Source organism: Methylobacterium sp. (assembly GCF_019745455.1).
GTDB lineage: Bacteria > Pseudomonadota > Alphaproteobacteria > Rhizobiales > Beijerinckiaceae > Methylobacterium.
In genome coordinates, this window is sequence record NZ_JAIETD010000121.1 from 37,747 (window position 1) to 57,808 (window position 20,062).

10 protein-coding genes are annotated in these 20,062 nt (G+C 65.8%); 2 read left to right on the forward strand and 8 right to left on the reverse strand.

Features of this window, described 5'->3' with window-relative positions; all coding sequences use genetic code 11:
- Nucleotides 1-84: 84 nt before the first annotated feature.
- Both K2Y56_RS21525 and K2Y56_RS21530 read left to right on the forward strand, forming a co-directional pair.
- On the forward strand, nucleotides 85-438 hold the full coding sequence (locus K2Y56_RS21525) for an IS630 transposase-related protein (protein ID WP_292512535.1): 354 nt from the start codon (nucleotides 85-87) through the stop codon (nucleotides 436-438).
- Between the two features lie 734 nt (nucleotides 439-1,172).
- Nucleotides 1,173-1,469, forward strand: coding sequence for a hypothetical protein (locus K2Y56_RS21530; protein ID WP_292512538.1), 297 nt, complete (start codon nucleotides 1,173-1,175; stop codon nucleotides 1,467-1,469).
- A gap of 321 nt (nucleotides 1,470-1,790) precedes the next feature.
- Here the strand turns inward: K2Y56_RS21530 and K2Y56_RS21535 are convergent, their stop codons facing one another.
- From K2Y56_RS21535 to K2Y56_RS21570, 8 genes are all read right to left on the reverse strand, one after another.
- Nucleotides 1,791-2,093, reverse strand: a complete 303-nt coding sequence (locus K2Y56_RS21535; RefSeq protein WP_292512542.1) for a hypothetical protein — start codon at nucleotides 2,091-2,093, stop codon at nucleotides 1,791-1,793.
- A gap of 353 nt (nucleotides 2,094-2,446) precedes the next feature.
- Complete coding sequence (locus K2Y56_RS21540) at nucleotides 2,447-3,133, reverse strand: response regulator transcription factor (RefSeq protein ID WP_292512546.1); 687 nt, start codon at nucleotides 3,131-3,133, stop codon at nucleotides 2,447-2,449.
- Nucleotides 3,114-4,295 carry a sensor histidine kinase gene (locus tag K2Y56_RS21545; RefSeq protein WP_292512549.1) on the reverse strand — a complete coding sequence of 394 codons (1,182 nt, stop codon included), beginning with the start codon at nucleotides 4,293-4,295 and terminating at the stop codon, nucleotides 3,114-3,116. Before K2Y56_RS21545 ends, K2Y56_RS21540 begins: the two co-directional genes overlap by 20 nt.
- Nucleotides 4,285-4,824, reverse strand: coding sequence for a methanogen output domain 1-containing protein (locus K2Y56_RS21550; RefSeq protein ID WP_292512553.1), 540 nt, complete (start codon nucleotides 4,822-4,824; stop codon nucleotides 4,285-4,287). Before K2Y56_RS21550 ends, K2Y56_RS21545 begins: the two co-directional genes overlap by 11 nt.
- Before the next feature lie 167 nt (nucleotides 4,825-4,991).
- A complete protein-coding gene (locus tag K2Y56_RS21555) occupies nucleotides 4,992-6,338 on the reverse strand; it encodes an HlyD family type I secretion periplasmic adaptor subunit (RefSeq protein ID WP_292512556.1) in 1,347 nt (448 codons plus the stop codon).
- A gap of 23 nt (nucleotides 6,339-6,361) precedes the next feature.
- Nucleotides 6,362-9,268 (reverse strand): cadherin-like domain-containing protein, encoded by a 2,907-nt coding sequence (locus K2Y56_RS21560; RefSeq protein WP_292512558.1) that lies wholly within the window; start codon nucleotides 9,266-9,268, stop codon nucleotides 6,362-6,364.
- Nucleotides 9,265-11,031 (reverse strand): type I secretion system permease/ATPase, encoded by a 1,767-nt coding sequence (locus K2Y56_RS21565; RefSeq protein ID WP_292512562.1) that lies wholly within the window; start codon nucleotides 11,029-11,031, stop codon nucleotides 9,265-9,267. The genes K2Y56_RS21560 and K2Y56_RS21565 overlap by 4 nt, the downstream gene beginning before the upstream one ends.
- A 59-nt stretch (nucleotides 11,032-11,090) precedes the next feature.
- Nucleotides 11,091-19,982 (reverse strand): peroxidase family protein, encoded by an 8,892-nt coding sequence (locus tag K2Y56_RS21570; protein ID WP_292512565.1) that lies wholly within the window; start codon nucleotides 19,980-19,982, stop codon nucleotides 11,091-11,093.
- Nucleotides 19,983-20,062 lie beyond the last annotated feature (80 nt).

The window sequence follows — 20,062 nt, forward strand, 5'->3', positions numbered from 1 at the left end:
GGGGTACTAGAGCATTTTCCACGATCCCTGAGTCGTTGCGGCCAGGTGAGCGTTGATCCCTGAAGGTTCGTCAGGGAGATCGCCATGGCCCGTGCCTACAGTCACGATCTGCGTGTTCGCGTCTTGGACGCGGTGGAAGCAGGTCTGTCCCGCCGGGCCGCGGCCCTGCGCTATCGGGTCGGCGTCGCTACGGTGATCCGCTGGGCCGCGCATGCGACGATGACAGGAGAGACGCGGGCTGAGCGTCAGGGCCGTCCACCCGGCTCCAAGCTCGACGTGCATGAAGCCTTTCTGCTCGCCCTCACCGAAGAGAAGGACGAACCGAAGGACCGCGCAGCGACATCACGCTTGCCGAGATGCAGGAACTCCTGCGTACCGAGCGCAGCGTCTCGGTCGGATTGGGCACGCTGTGGCGTTTCTTCGCCTGCCGCGCTGTGACGTGGAAAAAAAGTCAGCGCACGCAACCGAGCAGGATCGCCCCGACGTGGCCGCATCCCGTGAGGTGTGTTCAGCATTGAGGATCTCTTCGGCGGCCGCAGTCACGGTCTGAACAGGCGCGCATACCGTTTCCACCGCGTGCCGGAGGGGCGCCGCGACTTCACGGAGTGACCCGGCCTACACACCATGGACGACGATTTCTCGAAGGTCGCCAACATCCCCGCGGCCCGGGCTTTGGTCGGGGCCCGCCGAGGCCGGGGCGCGCGCCGCCGGGGCGGCGGTGAGGCACGGGCGCGCCGGAAACTTTAAGGGCTGGGCCAGTACCCTACGCAGCGTGACGAAGCTCTGGGACGTTTCTGTCGCTCCCATCCACGACGCGGATGGCAGGCCGAAGCGCCTGTTCTCGGTGTCGCGCGACGGGGCGGAGGAGCGTTGGGCATCCGTATTTCCGGCGGTATCGGTGAGCTTCGGTAAACGCCTCCGGAAGCTCTGCGACGGCTACGCAGGTACCGTTATCGTCGCCGGATCGGCGGGGTAGAAACTCGGAGGCTTCCGTACCGCCTGCGGCGCCGTCGACCGCTCCCCTAGCGGGACCGACTCCCACACGCTTTGCGTTCTGACACAGCGTATTTGTGTTCACACAATCGTGAACCGGGAAATCCCTTCTGCTTAAAACGAGATTCGTTTTTTAGAATAGATTAAATCTGCAAGGTGGTTTTGCCCCGGAGTCGGAGTTGAGCAATCTGACCGATGAAGAGCGAGACGAGGCTCGCGCGGCGGGGTTTCGTTCCGCTGAGCTTTACGGCAATCGCGCTGCGGTCTCTCTACAGGGGCGAGATGTGGGCGAGGCCGAAATTCAAAGGCACCTCAACAACATTCATGCAAGCCTCCAGCTGGAAACTCAGCGCCTGCGGGAAAACGGTGGGTGTGAAAAAATGATAGCGGAATATGTAGAAGCTGTGATCGAAGGCGTTACATGGCATTTGTGTAGGCTCCGCGCGGCTTCACCTTCGAGCGATACGCGGAACTAGAATGGTCCAGTTCCTATCTAACCATGCATAAGGCGTCGAAACTTCGACAAGATAGTCAGCCACTATCGGCGCGTGGTTCATAGTTCTTCCGAAAACGACGCAACCGTGCCGTGCGGAGGACTCCCAGCTTCCGCTGAGAGTAGTCCTTAGCGATCTGTGAGGTAAGTAGCAGCGCAACACCCGAGGCCTGGAAAGGCACTAAGCGACCCACTATACTGTCAGTAATATCGCAATTCAACATGATCTACTTCGCCGTCCTGGCTACCCAGCCCAAAACGGGTCAATGTCAGTGAAGTTGGTGATCCAATTATGATTCGCGGGTCAATGACTTTTCGAGCCCTCGAGCCGTTCCACCCATTCGGGCGGCGCGGTCGGCATTGCGCGCCTGGCCATCCAAGTGCCGACCAAGGTCAATTTGGCCAAATAGATCGTTAAGCCATTGTCATTTCGTACCAAGACAACGAGAGTATCGCGAATGCAGAGGTCGTTCTCGGTCTCGTGGGCCACGATTGCCGGTAGAGCCTCAATGGCGTGCATGGCCGCGTCCCGGACGTCGGCGAACTCCATGCCTTCTTCATCGGGCGTGAGCGCGGAGTCCTGAATGTCGAAGTCATAGTGAGGCACATTGCCCTCCGCACGTCGTCGGAGGGAGCCTTCTGCCCCCTGTGAACCAATGGCCAGCATCCGAGTGGCACGAGAGGTACTAGTGTAGGGAATCTGACGCGGATACAAGCTCGCTCGTGCTGAAATCCAGATAAATCGCTGTGTTTCGGTATTACATACTAATTAGACACGAGGCGAATTATTAAATTTTCCGAAGATTGCGTGTCGCCGGGCGAATGCAGGGTTGAGGTTACGGATCGCAGTCGATACGCGGATGCTGTTCCAGCACCCCGATTACCGTCGTCCAAGACTTGGCGTCACGCACTGCGCGGACCTCCTATCCCAATGGAGCCGCAGCGGTTCATCGACGATCCTCAGCGAATGGGGATTGAGCCCTGGAGCCATCCCTGCATGATCGCGAACTGGACGATTTGTGCGCGGCTGTTGATGCCCAGCCGGCCGCATGCCCGGGACTTCTGGGTTTCGACGGTCTTTGGCGTTGAACCAAGATGGCTGGCGATCTCCTTGCTGGTAAAGCCGAATGCCACGAAGCGGAGAATTTCCCTCTCGCGGTCAGCGAGCTGGGACTGCATGTCATCGTGGCTCTGACAGGCCATCGGCGCCTTTTGGCCGGCAGTGCGCGCCGGCAGTGCAGAATCTATGTAGATGCCGCCTGCAACCACCGCTCGTGCGGCCTGGACAATATTAAGGAAGGCCGAGCGCTTCAGGACGTAGCCTCCTGCGCCGGCCTCGAACGCTTGGTCGACATAAACCCGGCTCTCGTAGGCGCTGAGGATGATCGACCGGGTCGGGCATTGCCGTTCGGCGAGCTTACGGATCACTGCGACCCCGTTCATGTCCGGCATCGCAAAGTCCAAGATAGCGATGTCCGGCGTCAGGCTCGATATCGCCTGCACAGCGTCGAGTCCGGTATCCACGGAAGCGACGATCTCGATCCCGCCGGTGTTCGCCAGAAGGTCGGCGACTCCGTGCCGGAACACGGGATGGTCGTCCGCGAGCGCGATTCGGATGGGGCGTTGGTCATTCATCGTCCGAAGCATCCTTTCCGAGACGTACCCGCGCGACGACCGACGCCCCCTGTCCCGGGGAGGACTCGATCTCCAGGCCGCCCCCGATGAGGGCCATGCGTTCGCGCATCCCGATCAATCCGAGCTTGCCCTGGGACACCAGGAAATTGACCGAGGCGGCGTCGGCCTCGAAGCCTACGCCGTCGTCGTCGACCGTTAGGGTCAGACGTCCTGGACTGAACAGGAGGACGACGGAGACGTAGCTCGGCAGGCCGGCGTGCTTGGCTACGTTGGTCAGCGCCTCCTGCGTGATGCGATACAGCGTGATGGCGTGCTCGGCAGGCAGGTGGAATTCCACGCCGCTGACCTGCACCTCCGTCGGGATCGACGTGGTGCGGCTCCACTCCTCGACGAGGTATCGCAGGGCCGTGACGAAACCGAACTCGTCGAGGGCCGCAGGACGCAGTTCGAGGGTGACGCGGCGCAGCGCCTGACCCACTTCCTGCGCCTGATCGAGGAGGCGGTCGAGCTCGGCGCGTCCATCCTCACCCGAGAGGTAGGGAAGGAGGCGTCGCAGCCCGAAATTCAGGGCGACCAGATGCTGGCCGGCATGGTCATGGAGGTCGCGGGCGAGCCGGCGCCGTTCGTCCTGTCCGGCGCGGTACAGCCGGGTCAGCACATCGTCGCGTTCCCGTTCGGCTGCCAGGCGAGCGGCGGCATCGGCCTCCAGGCGGACAAGCAGATCTTCGCGTTCCCGAAGGAGCGTCTGCATCTCGCGCGCGCGCCGCCGGCGCTCAAGCATGACACGGCGGGCGTCGTGAAGCTTCGATGTGAGGATCCCGAACCGACGGCCCAATCCCAGCCCGTCGAGGTGAAGGATAACGAGCGGACGACCGGCGAAGCCGCCTAGCCGAGCACGCGTCCCGTGGCAGGCATGCCGCTCGAGGTTTCCCTCGTCGTCCTGGAGGAACAGGGTGCCCGGCAACGAAGCAGCGCAGGAGGCGCAGCGAGTGAGGTAGCGGCGCAAATCCGGCTCGGCAGCTTTCTGGACCGGTAGGACGTCACCGATCCGTAGGCCGTCCAACACTTCACGCGCCGAGGCGTTGGCGCCTTCGAGTTCCCCGCTCGGCCGCACGATGAGCATGGGAGCGGGGACGAACTCGAACAGGGCTTCGAAATCCGACCTAGGCGACATCCTTTCCGAAGTAGTCCTGTCCGCCCTCGTCGGGGGCATCGGGGTCGAGGTCGATGACGATCCGGCAGCCGAGGCCGCCGCGGGCGATGGTGTCACCGAGCGTAATTCGACCATAGCCTTGGCTCTCCGCAACCATGTGACCGAAGACGTTCGAGGTCACCATGCACATCGAGGGAGACTTCTTCACCAACTCGCCGAACGGGCAGCGTCGGTTGCCGAGCACGATGCGCCGGGACGTCGCCTCAATGACGTAGAAGTCCCCCCCCAAGCGCCGCTTGAGATCGATCATGGCATCAACGGTGGCGGCGAGGTCCAACCGGGGCGTTCCGGACACACGGAGATATCGGGTCTTGATCTCTTCCGAGACGGCCATGCCGACTAGGGCGATGAAGCCACTCGCCTCCGCCCGTCCGACGGCATCCTCCAAGGCGTCCGTGAAGGCGCCGAAGACCATCCCGAGAAAATCCTCCCGGTCGATACCTATCGATGCGGGCGAGACGTCCGCAACGCCAACGGCTTCCGGACACATTTACCGCGCTCCCCTTTATAACTTCTTGTCATGAGAGTAGCACAACGATGAAGCGAAATCACTAATCCGGAATGAGTAGAAATACCGATTTTTGATATAATTTCTTCCACGACGATTATAGACTTCATATCAAATGACAGAATGGAATATTTTGCGCCATTTGACAGTCATCGCTCCCGAAAGCTGCGCTTGAATTGATCCTGGATCGGCTTCATGAGATATGAAAGGGCCGTGCGTTCCTCGGTCGCGACATGCACTTCCACCGGCATGCCGGGTACCAAGTGCGCGCTTTCCCCGAGACGGCTGAGCTCTCCTTCGTTGAGCTCGACGTACCCGACGTAGAACGCCTCGTCTTTGCCTCCCTTCGTCGTCGACGGCGAGACGTAGGTTAGCTTCCCCTTCAGTTCCGGTGTCGTCCTTTGGTTAAAGGCGGTGAACCGCAGCTTGGCGGGTCGCCCGACGCCGATCTGGTCGATGCTCTGGGGAGAGATGCGAACCTCGATCCGGCGCATGGCGTCCGCGGGCACGACGGTCGCGAGCACGTCGGCCGGCGTGACGACACCGCCGACGGTGAAGGCCTTCAGCTCGTGCAGGACGCCCGTGGCGGGCGAGCGGATCTCGGTCCGCGTCAGCCGATCCTCCAGGGCTATGCGTCGGTTGCCCAGCTCGGCGAGCTTGGCGTCGACGACGCTGAGTTCCTTCTGGGCCTCGGTGCGCGCGGTGTCCGTGATGGCAAGAAGCTGGACCCGGATTTCGCTCGTGCGCACCTTGGCCCTGGCGATGGACGCTTCCAGCGAACCCTGCTCGCCGGTCAGGCGATGCCGGTCGCGGCTGATGGGCAGGAATTTCGAACTTTCGAAGAGGTGTTTGTCGACGAGGCCCTGCAGCTTGCCGTGCTCGCTCGTAAGGATCGCGAGCTCGTCCTGCTTGGCGTCCTTCTGTTTGAGCAAGCCGGCGATCTCCTCCGCCACCTGACCGATCTGCAGTTCAAGCTGCTGGCGTTGGCTATCGCGGCTGGCGAGGTTGCCGCGGAAGAGGCGGCTCTCGCCATCGAGGATGGCGAGCATCTCTCCATCGCCGCCCGACAGAATGGCTGGGAAGACGATGTCGCGAAGCCCGTCGCGCTCTGCCAACAGGCGGGCTTTCTTAGCCGACAGCTCCACGAGTTGGCCTTTGACGATCGCCAGTTCGGCGCGGGTCTGGGCATCGTCGATGCGGATGAGGACTTGGCCGGCCGTCACGGCCTGCCCATCCCGCACGAGAATGGCGCCGACGATGCCCCCGTCCCGGTGCTGGACCGCCTTGGCGTTCTGATCGACGGTGACCGAGCCCGATGCCATGATGGCGCCGTTGAGATCGGTCGTCGCCGCCCATCCGCCCACTCCGACCAGAAGGCTCACACCCAGCGCGAAGCCGAGGGCGATGCGTGGGATGACGGAGAACGAAGGCTCCGTCCCGAGGTCGATGGCGTCCAGGGGCTTGGGACGATGGACACCGATGGTTCGCGTACTCATGGTCCGCTCCTTCGAAGGCTGGATCAGTGAATCGGCGTGCTGGGCTGGGTCGCCGCGGCCGTCTTCTCGACGAAGAGCAGGGTATGGTGCCCGTCGAGAACAAGGGTTGTCTCGAAGGCGTCGTTGCCGTCGAGGTCGGCTGAGATGACGGTCACGTCGCCATCGTCGAAGTGCGCGGCCCGGTAGCGGATGCCCGAGACGGTGCCATCGTCGCGGTCCATCGCCTCCGACAGCGACGTGCCGGCGGCACCCGCCCCGTCCTCGAAGAGGGACCATTTCAACAGGTCGACGTAATCCCCGACCGAGAAGTCGGTGATCTGCACGGAGCGGGTCGGCTCCTGTGGTCCGCTGCGTGGGAGCAACACGTAGCCGTCGTTCCCGCCCCCGCCCGTGAGCACGACGTCGTGGTCCCCGACGACGAAGCGGTCGTCACCGGCGCCTGAAACGATCCGCTCGACAGATTTCACCTTGTCGTGCCCGAGCTCGATGCCCGACACGACATGGTTGACGAGGTCGACGAGCAGGTCTCCGGTCGCACTGCTCAGGTCGAGCGTATCCGAGCCCTCGCCGCCGTCCACGAGATCGTCGTCGCCATCCATCGCAAGGATGATACGGTCGTCGCCGGCCCCTGCGCACAGGAGATCGCACCCGGCTCCGTCGAGGAGCGTATCGTGCCCTGAACCTCCATCGAGGGCATCGTCTCCCCCTCGACCGGCGATGAGGTCTGCACCATCCCCACCGGTTAGGCTGTCGCTCCCGGCGCTGCCGGATAAGGTATCGTCGCCCGATCCACCGATCAGCGCCTCGAAACCGTCGAGGAGGTCCCGTCCGGTCTCGGCCCCCGTGGCGATGCCGGCGAGCAGATCGGCGGAGATGCCCGCCCGCGTCCCGGACAGGTCGAGCGTATCCTGACCGGTGCCGCCGTCGAAGATGTCGGCCTCGCTGTCGAGGGCGACCGTGACGAGGTCGTCGCCGGAGCCTCCGAAGACGGTGTCCGATCCGCTCCCATCCGCAAGGATGTCGCTGCCCGCTTCGCCGTCAACGTGGTCGTCGCCGGCACCGCCCGACACCGTGTCCCGTCCGGCGCCACCGGCGAGCGTCTCGCCCACCGAACTTCCGGTCAGGACGTCGTCACCCGATCCTGCCCGGACCCCCTCGATGGACGTGACCGTGTCGCGCCCGATCTCCTGGCCGACGGCCGTCCCGACGACCAGGTCGACCGCGACATCGCTGGCAGCTCCGGACAAGTCGAGCGTATCCGTCTCGGCGCCCCCATCGAACAGGTCGGCCTCTCCGTCCAAGGCGGCCGTGATGACGTCGGCCCCGTCCTGCCCCAGGACCACGTCCCGACCCTGCCCGTCCGAGAGGACGTCATCGCCGTCGCCGCCTTCCAGACTGTCGTCCCCGAGTCCGCCCACGATCACGTCGCGCCCGGCGCCGCCGAACGCGAGGTCGGCACCTTCCGACCCGTCGAGGCGATCATCGCCCATATCCCCGAAGAGCATGTCGTTTCCCGTACCTCCGGCGAGGATATCGCTGCCGTCCCCGCCGTCGAGCAGGTCGTCGCCGGCGTCGCCGAACAGGATGTCGTCGCCCTCCTCGCCGAAGATGCGGTCGTTGCCGTTTCCGCCCGAGACCCGATCCGCGCCCGTCCCCGCAAACACCACGTCGTTCCCGTCGCCGCCCAGGATCACGTCGTCCCCGGCACCGCCGACGATGTGGTCGTCGCCGGCTCCGCCATCGATGATGTCGGCCGAGGCACGGGCATCGATGTTGTCGTTGCCCCCCCTGCCATCGATCTCGTCCGCGCAGAGCGTTCCGAGCAGGAGATCGTCGCCGTCCGTGCCGATCATCGGCTCGTGCTCGACGACGTTGAATACCGCCGTCTGGATGACGGATAGCTCGCCGTCCGTGACCTCGTACGTGATGGTGACCGGACCAAGCGCATCGGCATCGAACACCCAGCCGTCGCCGTCTCGGGCCAGCGCGCCGGAGGAGACCGTGACATTGCGCACCGAGAGGCTGTCGCCGTCCGGGTCCTCGACGTTCCTGAGAAGGTCCGCCAGCGCGATGGGCAGCAGCGCACAGGCGGCCACGTCGGCGAGGTGGACCGTGCCGCTGGTGGTCGGTGCGCGGTTGCGACGGCCTGCGGCGCCGTCCCCGTCATCGTTCGAGGCCGGACGGGGCGTAACGGCGCCGGGACCGTTTCCCGCATCATTGCCCGCCCCGGAAGAATCACCGGCACCGTCTCCCCGATCTCCGTCGGCTCCGGTCTGCTTGCCGGGGCCAGCGGTATCCTGTCCCGAGGGACGGTCCGTATCCGACGGCCTCACCTTGCCGCCTCCGAGAGGATCATCGCTGCCGGTCAGCCCGCCGGGCGGCCGGGTTGCGTGATCCCCGACGTCTTCGGATTCCGTTCCATCGTCTCCTTTGTGCTTATCCCTGCCACCGCCCCCGCCACCGCCCCGGGCCCCCGCGGGCCTTTCACCGTTGTCGTTGATCGGTCGGGGAACGACGGGCGAGGCCTTGAAGTCGTTGAGGTTCGGCTGAGGATCGTGCTTGGCGAAGTGGAGCGTATGCGCTTGGAGGTGGGAAGCATCGTATTCCGGGGAGGGCATCTCCGTTTGGGGCACAACCCCTGAAGACCCCAGCAGGCGATGCTCGTCGGGGGTCTCACCCGGATCCACGTCCGACGAGGCTATGACGATGAGCTTGGGCGCAACCTTCGTCTCGTGGCCGGCGGCGCTGGGCTCGGGCTCGGCATGCACCGGGTTATGAAAGAGCGACCTCAGGTAGCCGGCCACGGCTGCGACGGCCAAGGCCAAGTAGTAGGGCGCGGTCGAAGACTTGGCTGCTTCTTTCAGCGCGTACTTCTGCGCTCCGGTCTGGGAGGCGTCGCCGGTCTTGGTTCCCTTCGTCTCAATGATCATGCCGGCACCCGCTCCCCGGAGGAGCGCTCCCTTGCGATCTTGGCTGAATCGGCTGCGGCCGATGCATCGCGCACGGCTTTGCCGAGGATGGCCTCCTTGGGCCCGAAAGCGGTCAACTTGCCGTCTTGGACGACCGCAATCGTATCGACGGCCGCCAGGACGCTTGGCCGGTGCGCGATAACCACCGCGATACCTCCACGGGCGCGTACGCCCTGGATGGCGGTAGCCAGTGCCGCTTCGCCCTCGCCATCGAGGTTGGAGTTCGGCTCGTCGAGCACCAGCAGGAACGGATTGCCGTACAGTGCCCGTGCGAGCGCGATGCGCTGGCGCTGGCCGCCGGACAGGGCAGTCCCGAACGGGCCGAGCTCGGTGCGGTAGCCGTCGGGCAGCCGTAGGATCATCTCGTGGACGCCGGCGGCGCGGGCGGCAGCGACCACCAGGGCCGGATCCGCGTTCTGCGCTAGGCGGGAGATGTTCTCCTCGACCGTAGCATCCATCAGGCAGACCTCCTGAGGCAGGTACCCGATGATGCGGCCGAGGCTGTCCTCGTCCCATTGCGATAGGTCGGCCCCGTCGAGGCGGATGCCGCCGCGCAGGATGGGCCAGATGCCCGTCAGCGCGCGGCTCAAGGTCGTCTTGCCTCCGCCGCTGGGGCCGATGACGCCCAGCGCCTGGCCCGCCTCAAGCTCGAAATTGACATCCGACAGCAGCACCCGGCCCGAACCGGGCGCCGCCACCGTGATCGACCCGATCCGAAGGGACGACTCCGGCATCGGCAGCGGCATCGGCCGGTCGACGCCCGAGAGGGCGACGAGGGTCTCAGCCAGTCGCGCGAAGGCCTTTCGGGCCACGGCGATGCCTTTCCAGTTGCCCACGGTCTGGTCGATGGGGGCCAGAGCACGGGCCGAGGTGATGGAGGCCGCGATGATGGAGCCCGCCGAGAGTTCGCCGCCGATGACGAGGTAGGCCCCGAGACCCAGCACCGCCGATTGCAGGATCATGCGCAGGACGCGGGAGATGGCCGCGAAGGTACCGGTTATGTCCGTCGTCCGGGTCTGGAGTTCCAGGTGCTCGTTGTTGGCGAGGCGGTAGCGGTCTACGGCCCGCGCCGCGAACCCCATCGCCTTCAGGACATCGGCGTTGCGGGCATTCGAGTCGGCGATGGCGTTGCGGGCCACCACCGCCTGCTGGGTCGCCCCGGTCCAGCGCCGGGTCAGCAGTTCAGTGAGGATGGTGATGAGGGTTAGGAGGACGGCGCCCGCGATGGTCAGGCCCCCCAGGTAGGGATGGAGCATGTAGACGAAGACGAGGAAGACCGGCGTCCAAGGCAGGTCGAAGAGTGCCACGAGCCCCGGGCTCCCCAGGAAGCCGCGGACCGTGTCGACGTCGCGGCTTCGTTCCATGGCTTCCGCGGTGGAGAAGCCGAAACGCGGCATGTCGATGGACACGCGCTGCGCCAGGGGAGCGATCCGGCGGTCGAGCTGCGCCCCGATCCGAACGAGGATCTGCTGGCGCAGCACGTCGAACATGCCCTGGAAGACATAGAGGCCGATGGCGAGCGTCGAGAGGCCGACGAGGGTCGGCAGGCTGCCGCTTGGCAGCGCCCGGTCGTAGACCTGGAGCATGTAGAACGATCCGGTCAGGGCGAGGATGTTGATGATGCCCGACATGGCGACGAGGAACACGAACGGCATCCCGAAATGCCGGGTCAGCGCCTCGGTGCTTCTCTTCTTGGCGAGCTGCTTTTGATCCCTGGAGCGCATGTCTCGATCCCCCTTGAGCGCGGCGGAACCGAAGGGGGGCTAAACGCCCCCCTTCGGCGTCAGAGGGCGAAGTCCGCGGCCGTCGCGGCCGGGGCTCCCTTGATGCTGAACTTGAACTCGGGGGCCGCGTCGCCGCCGGTGTTGCCCTCCACGACGGTGTAGTCCCCGTCCGCCCGGTGCTCCTGGGTGACCAGCAACTCTCCGACGCCGGTGAAGGCCGCCCCGGTCGCGAGCGTGAACGCCTGGTTCCCCGCCACGCCCTGGTTCGCATCGATGCCGCTGAGGTCGACCTTGTCGCCGGGCTGGAAGCTCGCGATGGTGTCGCCGTTCGCCGCCGCCGCCGAGAGGAAGCGGTAGACGTCGGCACCGAGCCCGCCATCCATCACGTTCACGGCATCGCTGGCCGTGATGGTATCGTCACCCGAACCGGTCACGATGTTCTCGACGCTCCAGAGAGTATCAGCCCCGGATTGGCTGCTGCTGACGCTGCCTCGTCCGGCGAGCCCGGTGCCGAGGTCAGCCGTGATGCCGGCGGTGATGGCCGACATGTCCAGCGTGTCGATACCGGTCCCACCCCCAACCTCGTCGCCCCAGTAGCTGTCGCTGCCATCCCCGACCTCGGTCACGAACAGGTCGTTGCCATCGCCGCCGATCACCGCGTCGTTGCCGGCCCCGGCCGTGACGAGGTCGTTGCCGGCCCCTGCGAGGATTCGGTCCCCGCCAGCGTCGCCGTACACCATGTCGTCGCCGCCGCCGGCGAGGATGTCGTCGTCGCCGGCCCCGCCGAAGACCACGTCGCGGCCGCCGCCGGCATCGACGAAGTCGTTCCCATCACCGCCGCGGACCACGTCGGCCCCGTCGCCGGCGAGGATGTTGTCGTCGCCGGACAGGCCGAGGATCGTGTCGGCGCCGGGCGTCCCGGACAGGACGTCATCGCCGGTGGTCCCCGCCACCAGGCTTGCCGGAAGCTCGGTCGGTGGCGTGGTCGTTCCGCCGCCGGTGGTTTCCCCTCCCGTGGTGCCGCCCGCATGGCCACCGGATCCGGGCGTGCCGGTGCCGTTCTGGTGATCGTCGTCCCCGTTCTCGGCCACGTCGGTGTCGTCGTCGTCGGACGAATGGTCCCCGGCCCCATGACCGCTTCCGGAGCCGTTTCCTGAACCGCCTCCGGTCGTGCCACCGGCACCCGTTTCGGATCCCGCGCCGCTTCCGGTCGTTCCACCGGACCCCGATCCGGAGTCGCCTTGCGTGCCGGTTCCGTCACCCGCACCTGTGCCCCCGCCGGTCGTACCACCCGTTCCGACGTCATCGCCGGTGCCGGTTCCCGTGCCGCCCCCGCCGGCTCCGGTGCCATCGTCGGTGCCGGTGCCTGTTCCGGTCCCCCCGCCGATTCCAGTGCCCACACCGGTTCCGCCGCCGGGCTGCGTATCCTCGTTGCTGACCGTGAAGATGTCCTCCTGCAGTCCGGTCAAGCCGGTGTTGCGGGCGACGATGTCGGCGAAGCTCTGGCTGTCGACCTGGTTCTGGTAAAAGTCGAAGTTGTCGAACCGGTCGAGGTAGTAGAACCGGTCACCCTCCTGAAGGCGGTCGAGCTGCTCGTGGAGGACGACCCAGAAGGTCTGCCCGACGACGCCGTCGTTAATGTGCTTTTCCGCCAGCCCGCCCACCCAGAGGTCGACGCGGTCGATGCCGGATACGACCTTGGCGCCGTTGGCTCCGTCATGCAGCACGATGTCCGGATTGGCAGCCACGAAGGCCGCGCGCTCCTCGGCCGTCGTCAAGACCAAGTCAGGATAGGCCGCCTTGAACTGCGCGATGACGGCGTCGCTCAGCCCGTTCCGAGCCTGGAAGTCCGTCCAGGACGTGTAGGGGCTGAGGTCGCCGGCGAAGCCGACCGCCTCGTGGACGTAGGGATCGGACGACGCCTGCAGGTCGGCGCGAACCTGGTTGAGCGTACCGAGCCCGACATCGCGGCCACGGGCCACGTTGAAGGCGAAGAGGTCCGCGTTGATCCGTACGAGGTCGTTGCGGACCGCATCGACGATGTTGAAGTCGACCTCCTCGGCCGGTTGCGTGGCGACCCCCGCAAGGATGGCGTTCGCCCCGAGTTGGGCGTAGCCGGGCTGAGGCACGTAGCCGGGAGGCAGGGGAGCCGTGAATGCGCCCGCGTCGTTCGTCGGGTTCAGGAAGGCATCGACGAGTTGCACTTGTCGGGGCTGGCCATCCGGTCCGAGGACCGTCAGGGTCTCGCCGATCAGCGAATGCCCGACGCGATAGACGGCGGAAGCGAACTCCTCGGAGATGCGCGCATCCACGCTCGCATCGTAGCCGCCGAAGCCATGCGATCCGCTGCCCTTCATGCCGCCGATGAGGTGGTCGGCGAATTCGGTGAAGATGACGCGCTGGTACTCGGCCTCGTTGATCATCTTGGCCGCCTGGAACACCTCTTCCGGTGTGCCCTGGAAGCCGGACTCGACGAGATTGTCGACGTGAAAGTTATGGTTGCGCGCCCAGATCGTATGCATCGCCGTCAGGGAGACGTTCTCGTTCGCCCGACCGTCGCCGGCCACGAAATGATCGAGCAGGTTCACGAAGGGGTTCGCATCGAGGAGCAGGGCGTTCCCGCTTCCCATGAAGTTCGCCGCCATGGCGCTGACGATGCCGGGATCGAAGGCGCCTGTCGCTGGGTCAACGAGGGTTCCCGGGGCATGGCCGGGCGTGGCGAAGTTCGAATAGTAGTCGCGGAAGCTGATGGAGCTGCCCGGCAGGGACGGATCATGGAAGATCGTGTCGGCCTCCCAGTGGTGCTGGATCAAGGCACGCAGGGTCGGCAGTAGGTTGAAGGCGGGATTGGACGGGTCCGGCAGCCCGGCCAGCAGGTGCGCCCCGACGCCCCGGTGGCCGTCGCTCTCCCGCAGGAACTGACCGACGAGCTCGTGCGAGCCGTACGCTTGGTTCTGGTCGACGAAGGGCGAGGTCTTGTTAAGATGCTGCGGGACGCCGTCCGGCCCAATGCCCGACACCTCGCCGCGCGTAAGGTCGGTCGGGTTGTCGCTCGTCGGACTGCGGACGGCGCCGGGGCCGCCGATCTCGACGACGCCGTTGGTCGAGCTCTTCGGCAGGAAGTCGAGGCCGTGGTCGAAATACTGGCCGAACGCCATGAAGAAGATGTTGGCGCCGTTGGCCTGATGCGGCAAGTCGGCCTCCTGAGTGCCCAGCACGTTGCTGATGGTACGCGGATCGAGGCCGGCGAAGAGCGGGTTGACGGCGTTGTTGCCCGTGGCCGGGTCGAAGGCGCCGTAATGAGCGTCGGTGAGTCGAATGAAGGGCTGGTCGGCCGATCCGAACTCAGGGTGGGTCAAGTTGTTGCCGGCACCCGAGAGATGGCGCACGCCTGCGGCCCCGTTCGCGTCATCGTCGCCTCCGGCGACGGGCTGCCCGGTGACGAGCGCCTTGATCCCTGCAAGGTCCGCCGTGGTGAGCGCGAAGCCGCCGCCCGCGCCGACACCCCCACCGTTCCCGACGCCTCCGTCCATCGGATTCCCGCCTGTGGCGGGGACGGTCCCGAAAGTTGGAGTGCCCGAGCTCGCGAAGGTGATGCTGTGCGCGCCGTTCGTCAGGGTGGTGACCCCGTTCGCCTGCGTCTCGGTGTAATCCGCCCGAGTCGTGCCCGGCGCCAACTCGATGACGTCCTGAGGCCGCAGCGTTCCGACAATGGTGTCGGTCCCGCCGCTCGACCGGAAGACGATCCGGTGGGCTGAGGTCAGGCCCGAGATGTCGACGGTGTCGTTGCCCTCGGTGCCGTCGATGGTGACGGTGTTGAGGTTCAGGCTCGTCGTCGTGAAGTTGCCGATCAGGAAGACGCTGTCGCCTGCCCCCACGTTGGTCGGCGGGTTCGGCACCGAGACCGCGGCGGTCCCGATCCGGATCTCCTCGATCTCCTGCAACTCGGCGACGACGGTAGTGACGGCGCCGATGCCGGTCCCCGTAGTACGGGTGATGACGATCTCGGTGCCGGGGCTCAGCGTGGCGACGTTGTTTCCGGCGACCTGTCCCCAGGCCGCGACCGTGTAGACCCGGAAGGTCTCGGCGAGACCGAGGGTCCCGTTGACCACGAGGGTGTCTCCCACGGGCCCCTCGATACCGCCCCTCACCACGTCGCGTCCATCGGTGGGAACAAGGGTGATCGGCCCAAGTGCGGCGCCACCGTTCCAGGTCACCACGTCATCGCCGGCTCCGGCATCGATGGTGTCGCTGCCGGTCCCGCCCTGGATGGTGTCGTTGCCGGCCGCGCCGTTGATGATGTCGTTGCCGGCCCCACCATCGACAATGTCGTCACCGGCCCCGGCGTTCACTGTGTCGTTGCCGCCGTTGGCGAGGATCCGGTCGGCGCCTGCCGTGCCGTTGATGATGTTGCCCACGCCGTTGTCGACGATGTTGTCACCGACCACCTCGGTCGGCGCCGAGACGACGCGTTCGGCATAGCCCCCCTGGTCGGTGAAGCTCACCGCGACGCGGACCTGGAGCCCGACCTGAGCCTGCTGCGGCGTGAAGCTCTGGCCGGTCGCCCCGGCGATGTCGGCCCAGGTTCCGGTGGCTGACAGGGCTTGCCATTGGAAGGCGAAGGTCGTCGGCAGGCCGTTCAGGTCGGCGATGCCAGCCACGTTGGCTCGGATCGCCGCTAGTTCGGTCGGCGTGATGTCGTCGATGGTCGGCGCGCCGGTCGCCGGCACGTTGGTGAGGAAGATGGCCCCGTCCGTGAACTGGGCACGCTCGATGTTATGCAGGGTGTCGATGCCGTCCGAGAACCTCAGGGTCGGGCTGACGGCGAAACCGGTGTGATCGACCCGGAAGCTGCCGTCACCGAGATTGGTGACGGTGTAGTTGGCCCGTACGTCCGAGAAGACCGCCGTATCGACGTCGGATCCGGCCCCGGCATCGACGATCTCGCGGACGATGTTGAGTTGGCCTGGATTGACGGCCCGCGACATCAAGGCTGTCTGCAGTGTCATCCCGCCGAGGTAGAGCGGACCGCTGCCGCTCGCGAGCCCGGCCGGCGTCGTGAACATCTGGCCCGCGAGGCTGTCGGCGGTCGCCACCTCGTTGCCGCCGGCGTCGCGGATGCTGATCCTGACGTTGAGCCAGCGGTCGCCGTCGATGATATCGTTGCCGGCTTTGCCAGTGATGGTGTCGCTGCCGGCACCCCCGAGCAGGATGTCGCCCCCGTTCTGGGGATCGAACACCGTGGTGTCGGGTGCGAGGTCCGCGAAGGGCGTGGCATCACCTCCCACCGTCTGACCGCGGATCGCTCCCGGGGTCAGCTTGAGCAAGGCCTCTAGGCCGTTGATCAGGGCGACGTTCTGGGACAGCAGCATGCTGTCCGTCGCAGGCCCCCCGACGATGCCACCGGCGGGATCACCGACCGCACCGGTCGGCCGGTCGGTCCCGATCAGCGTGTCGTCATGCTTCCAGCCAGAGGCCGCCTCGACCGAGTCGTTTCGGTCGCGAAGGGTCAGGGCCTGCTGGTTGACGAAGCGGGAAATGCCGAGGTCGATGACGCCGTCGTTGGGGTCCCCCTTCTGGATCGACCAGTCGAACCCCAGCATGCCATTGTTGCGCTGGATGCCGGGGCCCTGGACCATGATGTCGTCGCCGGACTCGCCGTCGTAGTCGGTGTCGTTGCCCTGTCCGTTGAGGACGTCATGGCCGATGATGATGCTGTTAAAAAACAGTTGCGAGTTCTCGCCCGAGAGGCTGTCGAAGCCCTCACCACCCTCGATCCAATCGTTGCCCTCGTTGCCCATCAGCCCGTCGCCGGCGCTGCCGCCCAGGACGAAGTCATCGCCGCGACCGGCGAAGACCTCGACCGGATCGGTCGAGTGCGTGATGAAGTCCTTGCCCCCTCCGCCGAACAGGATGTCGAGGCCGGGTCCGCCCGAGATGGCGTCGTTGCCCTCGCCGCCCCGGATAAACTCGTCGCCGAAGGGGTCCTCGATGACGTCGTCGCCGTCGCCGCCGAAGATCTGGTCGGATTCCATCCCGCCGTTCAGGTAGTCGTCGCCGCCGTCGCCCCAGAGGGTGTCGATGCCCTTGTCGCCGATCAGACGGTCGTTGCCCTCGGTTCCGCCGAGGACGACGTGCTCGCCGCCGCTGAACTTCAGCATGCCGCCGTCGGCGCGACCGTCGCCGTCGACATCGGCGCCCGGTGCGACGCGAACCACCTTCGGGTCCAGGATCTGCAGGAGCAGGTCGTCCTGCACCGGATCGTCCCCGACCTGCTTACCCTGGTTGAGTTCGAGGATGTGGTCGGCACGCCCGAACAGCGATCCGTTGAGGTGCGAGGAGCCCTCGTCGCCGAGGTCGGTGTTGCGCTGGACCAGGGCCGAGAACGTGTTGGCTTCCAGCTCGTTGAGCAGGTTCATGCCCTGCGTGCGGCTGAGATAGTAGAAGCGGTCGCCGTTCTGCAGGTTCTCCATCTGCGTCTCGAAGACGAAGTTGAAGGTGTTGCCCAGCATCCCGCCGAACTCCATCTTCTCCTCGGCCAAGCCGCCGATCCAGAAATCGACGTCGTTCAAGCCGGAATTGGCCGCGTTCCAGGCGCCCGTCCCGGTGAGGAAGTCGAGCCGATCCGCGGGCGGCGCGATGGTGTGCGCGTCGTCCACTGGGGTCGACGGATCGTCCGGCACGTCGACGGAGATATTGAAGACTAGGGCGGTCGCCGCGGCGCGTTTGCCGACGAGGGTGCTCTCCTGCGCAATGAGGTCGTGGTCGCCGTAGGCCGCGATGAAGTTGATCACCGAGGCCGGGTTCTTGATGTTCTGAGCGAAGTCGACCCAGCTCGTGTAAGGCTTGAGCTTGGCGTCGGAGGTCATCGCGTAGAATTCAGCGCGGGCCTCGTTCAGGGTCGGCACGCCTTGCTCGCGCGACCGCGCGATGTTGAGCGTCGCGAGGTCGAGCGGCAGCCCAAGGAGGTTGTTGCGCAGGGCATCGACCACGAACTCGTCGATCTCGTTGCCGATCTGCCGCGTCATGCCACGAATGATGGCACCGGCCGCCGCTTCCGTGTCGACGCCGCTTGCGGTGAAGGCCAACGGGTTAAGGAACGCCTCGATGAGGCCGAGTTCCTGGTCTCCGGGGCGCAGGGGATCCGCGTCGCCGACGGGTTTCATGTCGAAGCCAAGACGGTCGATGGTGTCCGCCAGCATCGAGTGCCCGAACCGATAGACGACGTGCGCGAACTCGGCTGTGATGGCCGGATTGAGGTCGGCGCTGTTCGTGAACACGAATGGGTCGACGTTCGGCTGGACCGTTCGCGCGAACTCCTCGAACACGAGGTGTTGGTACTGCATCTCGGTGACGAACTTGGCGGCCTGGAACAGGCGCTCGCCGTCCCATTGCAACGCGGCGACCTGGGCCGGGGTGCTCGGCAGGGCCGTCAGGTCGACCCGCAGCCATTCGTTGATGAAGGCGAGGTCGCCCGAGGCCAAGATGGTCGCCTTGTTGGCCTCGACGAGACGGTTGTGCTCCGAGTGGAAGATGGTGTGGACGGCGGTGAGGCCGATGTTCTCGTTGCCGCGACCGTCGCCGGTGATGAAGTGCCGGTCCAAGAGTTCGTTGTCGTAGGCGAGGTTCGCGCCGGTCAGCGGATTGACGGCGACCGCGTTGCCCGTGAGCGTATCCGTGTCCGCCGCCACGGCCCGCCCCTGCACGCCGGGATCGGCCGTGTGGGCGATGTCGTCGAGAAAGGCGTGACCGGTCATCACGGCGCCGACCGTGCGGATGCCCTCGGCCGTTCCTTCCTTGAACCATGTGGCGCCATGAGTGCCGTCGGGCTGCATCAGCATCTGTGCGTAGCCGTTCGGTCCCGGGATGAACTTGCCATACGGGTCGGTCATCAGGACGGGCACGTTGTGGATGTCCGTGTCCACCAGCTCGATGCCCAGCATCGCCTTGGCCTGGGCCTTGACCTCGGCCCAGTTGGCGATGGCCTTGCCGTCGGCGCCGCCGTTGAGGAGGTTTCCGGTCGCGAGGGTGACGGGATTGGGGACGCCGTCGGTCGGGGTCACGTCGACCCGGACGTACTCGCGAAGGAAGACCTGGTGTGAGGGATGGGAGGTGTAGGTCTGGTTCTGATCGATCCACGGCGTTGTGGTGTTAACCGCGGTGCGGATATCGTCCGCCGTGCCGAGGACGCCATCGGCGCCCGGTCCCGTGACGGGCGTGGCGCGGGTCAGGACCATGAAGCGCTGAGCCTCCGGCAGGTCATCGGCGTTCCCCAGGATCCCGTCGCCCCCGGCGATCAGCGGATCGTCGGGCATCAGGGGGACGATGACCGAGCCGTTGCCCCCCTTGGTCACGAGGTCGAGCCCATGATCGAAGAACTGTCCGAACAGGGTCATCCAGCCGTTGAAGGGCGGTGACAGGCCGATGTCGGGCGATTGGTTCGGGATGAAGGCGATCTCGGTCGCGGTCGGGACGTAGTCCGCGGGGGGCGCCTCGCCATTGTGAGCCGCCGCATAGGCGGCCTGGGCGATGGGATTGGCGAACCAAGCCGCGATGGCCGCCGGATTGTGCGGGCTCATGTCGACGATGAGGTTGCTGGCCGTCCGGATGCTGGTGTCGATGACCGTCCCACCGACGCTGTAGTCGTTGTTGGTGACAAGGCCGTCGGGGGCCGGCCCGTTGACGTCGAACTGGCCCGTCCCAGTCGTGTATTGCGCTGGGAGAAGGCGCGGGAACGGCTGGTCGGCCGCCCCGACCAGGGTTTGGCCAGGCAGGAGGTGATTGTTGCTCCCGTCGACGGCCCGTAGGCCATTGGGAAGCAGCGCCGCGTCCGGTCCGATAATTTCCTGGAGGGTCCTCGTATTGCCGGGTGCTGCAAACTCTTCTGCGATGCGGATCTGCGCCAAGATATGACGGAGGTCGTTGGTGTCGACCGTGAACGTGACAGACATGGCGGTCTCCTCGGCACATGGGTCATCGGTGGGACGAGCGTCGGCCGCTGCCCCGGATTGCGAATGGGAAGGATGCGCGT

What these genes read in the sequence shown, in the direction of transcription:
- K2Y56_RS21540 (WP_292512546.1), bottom strand. Translation starts at nt 3,133, where the DNA reads ATGCTTCGGACGATGAATGACCAACGCCCCATCCGAATCGCGCTCGCG.
- K2Y56_RS21525 (WP_292512535.1), top strand. Translation starts at nt 85, where the DNA reads ATGGCCCGTGCCTACAGTCACGATCTGCGTGTTCGCGTCTTGGACGCG.
- K2Y56_RS21560 (WP_292512558.1), bottom strand. Translation starts at nt 9,268, where the DNA reads ATGATCATTGAGACGAAGGGAACCAAGACCGGCGACGCCTCCCAGACC.
- K2Y56_RS21550 (WP_292512553.1), bottom strand. Translation starts at nt 4,824, where the DNA reads ATGTGTCCGGAAGCCGTTGGCGTTGCGGACGTCTCGCCCGCATCGATA.
- K2Y56_RS21570 (WP_292512565.1), bottom strand. Translation starts at nt 19,982, where the DNA reads ATGTCTGTCACGTTCACGGTCGACACCAACGACCTCCGTCATATCTTG.
- K2Y56_RS21545 (WP_292512549.1), bottom strand. Translation starts at nt 4,295, where the DNA reads ATGTCGCCTAGGTCGGATTTCGAAGCCCTGTTCGAGTTCGTCCCCGCT.
- K2Y56_RS21555 (WP_292512556.1), bottom strand. Translation starts at nt 6,338, where the DNA reads ATGAGTACGCGAACCATCGGTGTCCATCGTCCCAAGCCCCTGGACGCC.
- K2Y56_RS21565 (WP_292512562.1), bottom strand. Translation starts at nt 11,031, where the DNA reads ATGCGCTCCAGGGATCAAAAGCAGCTCGCCAAGAAGAGAAGCACCGAG.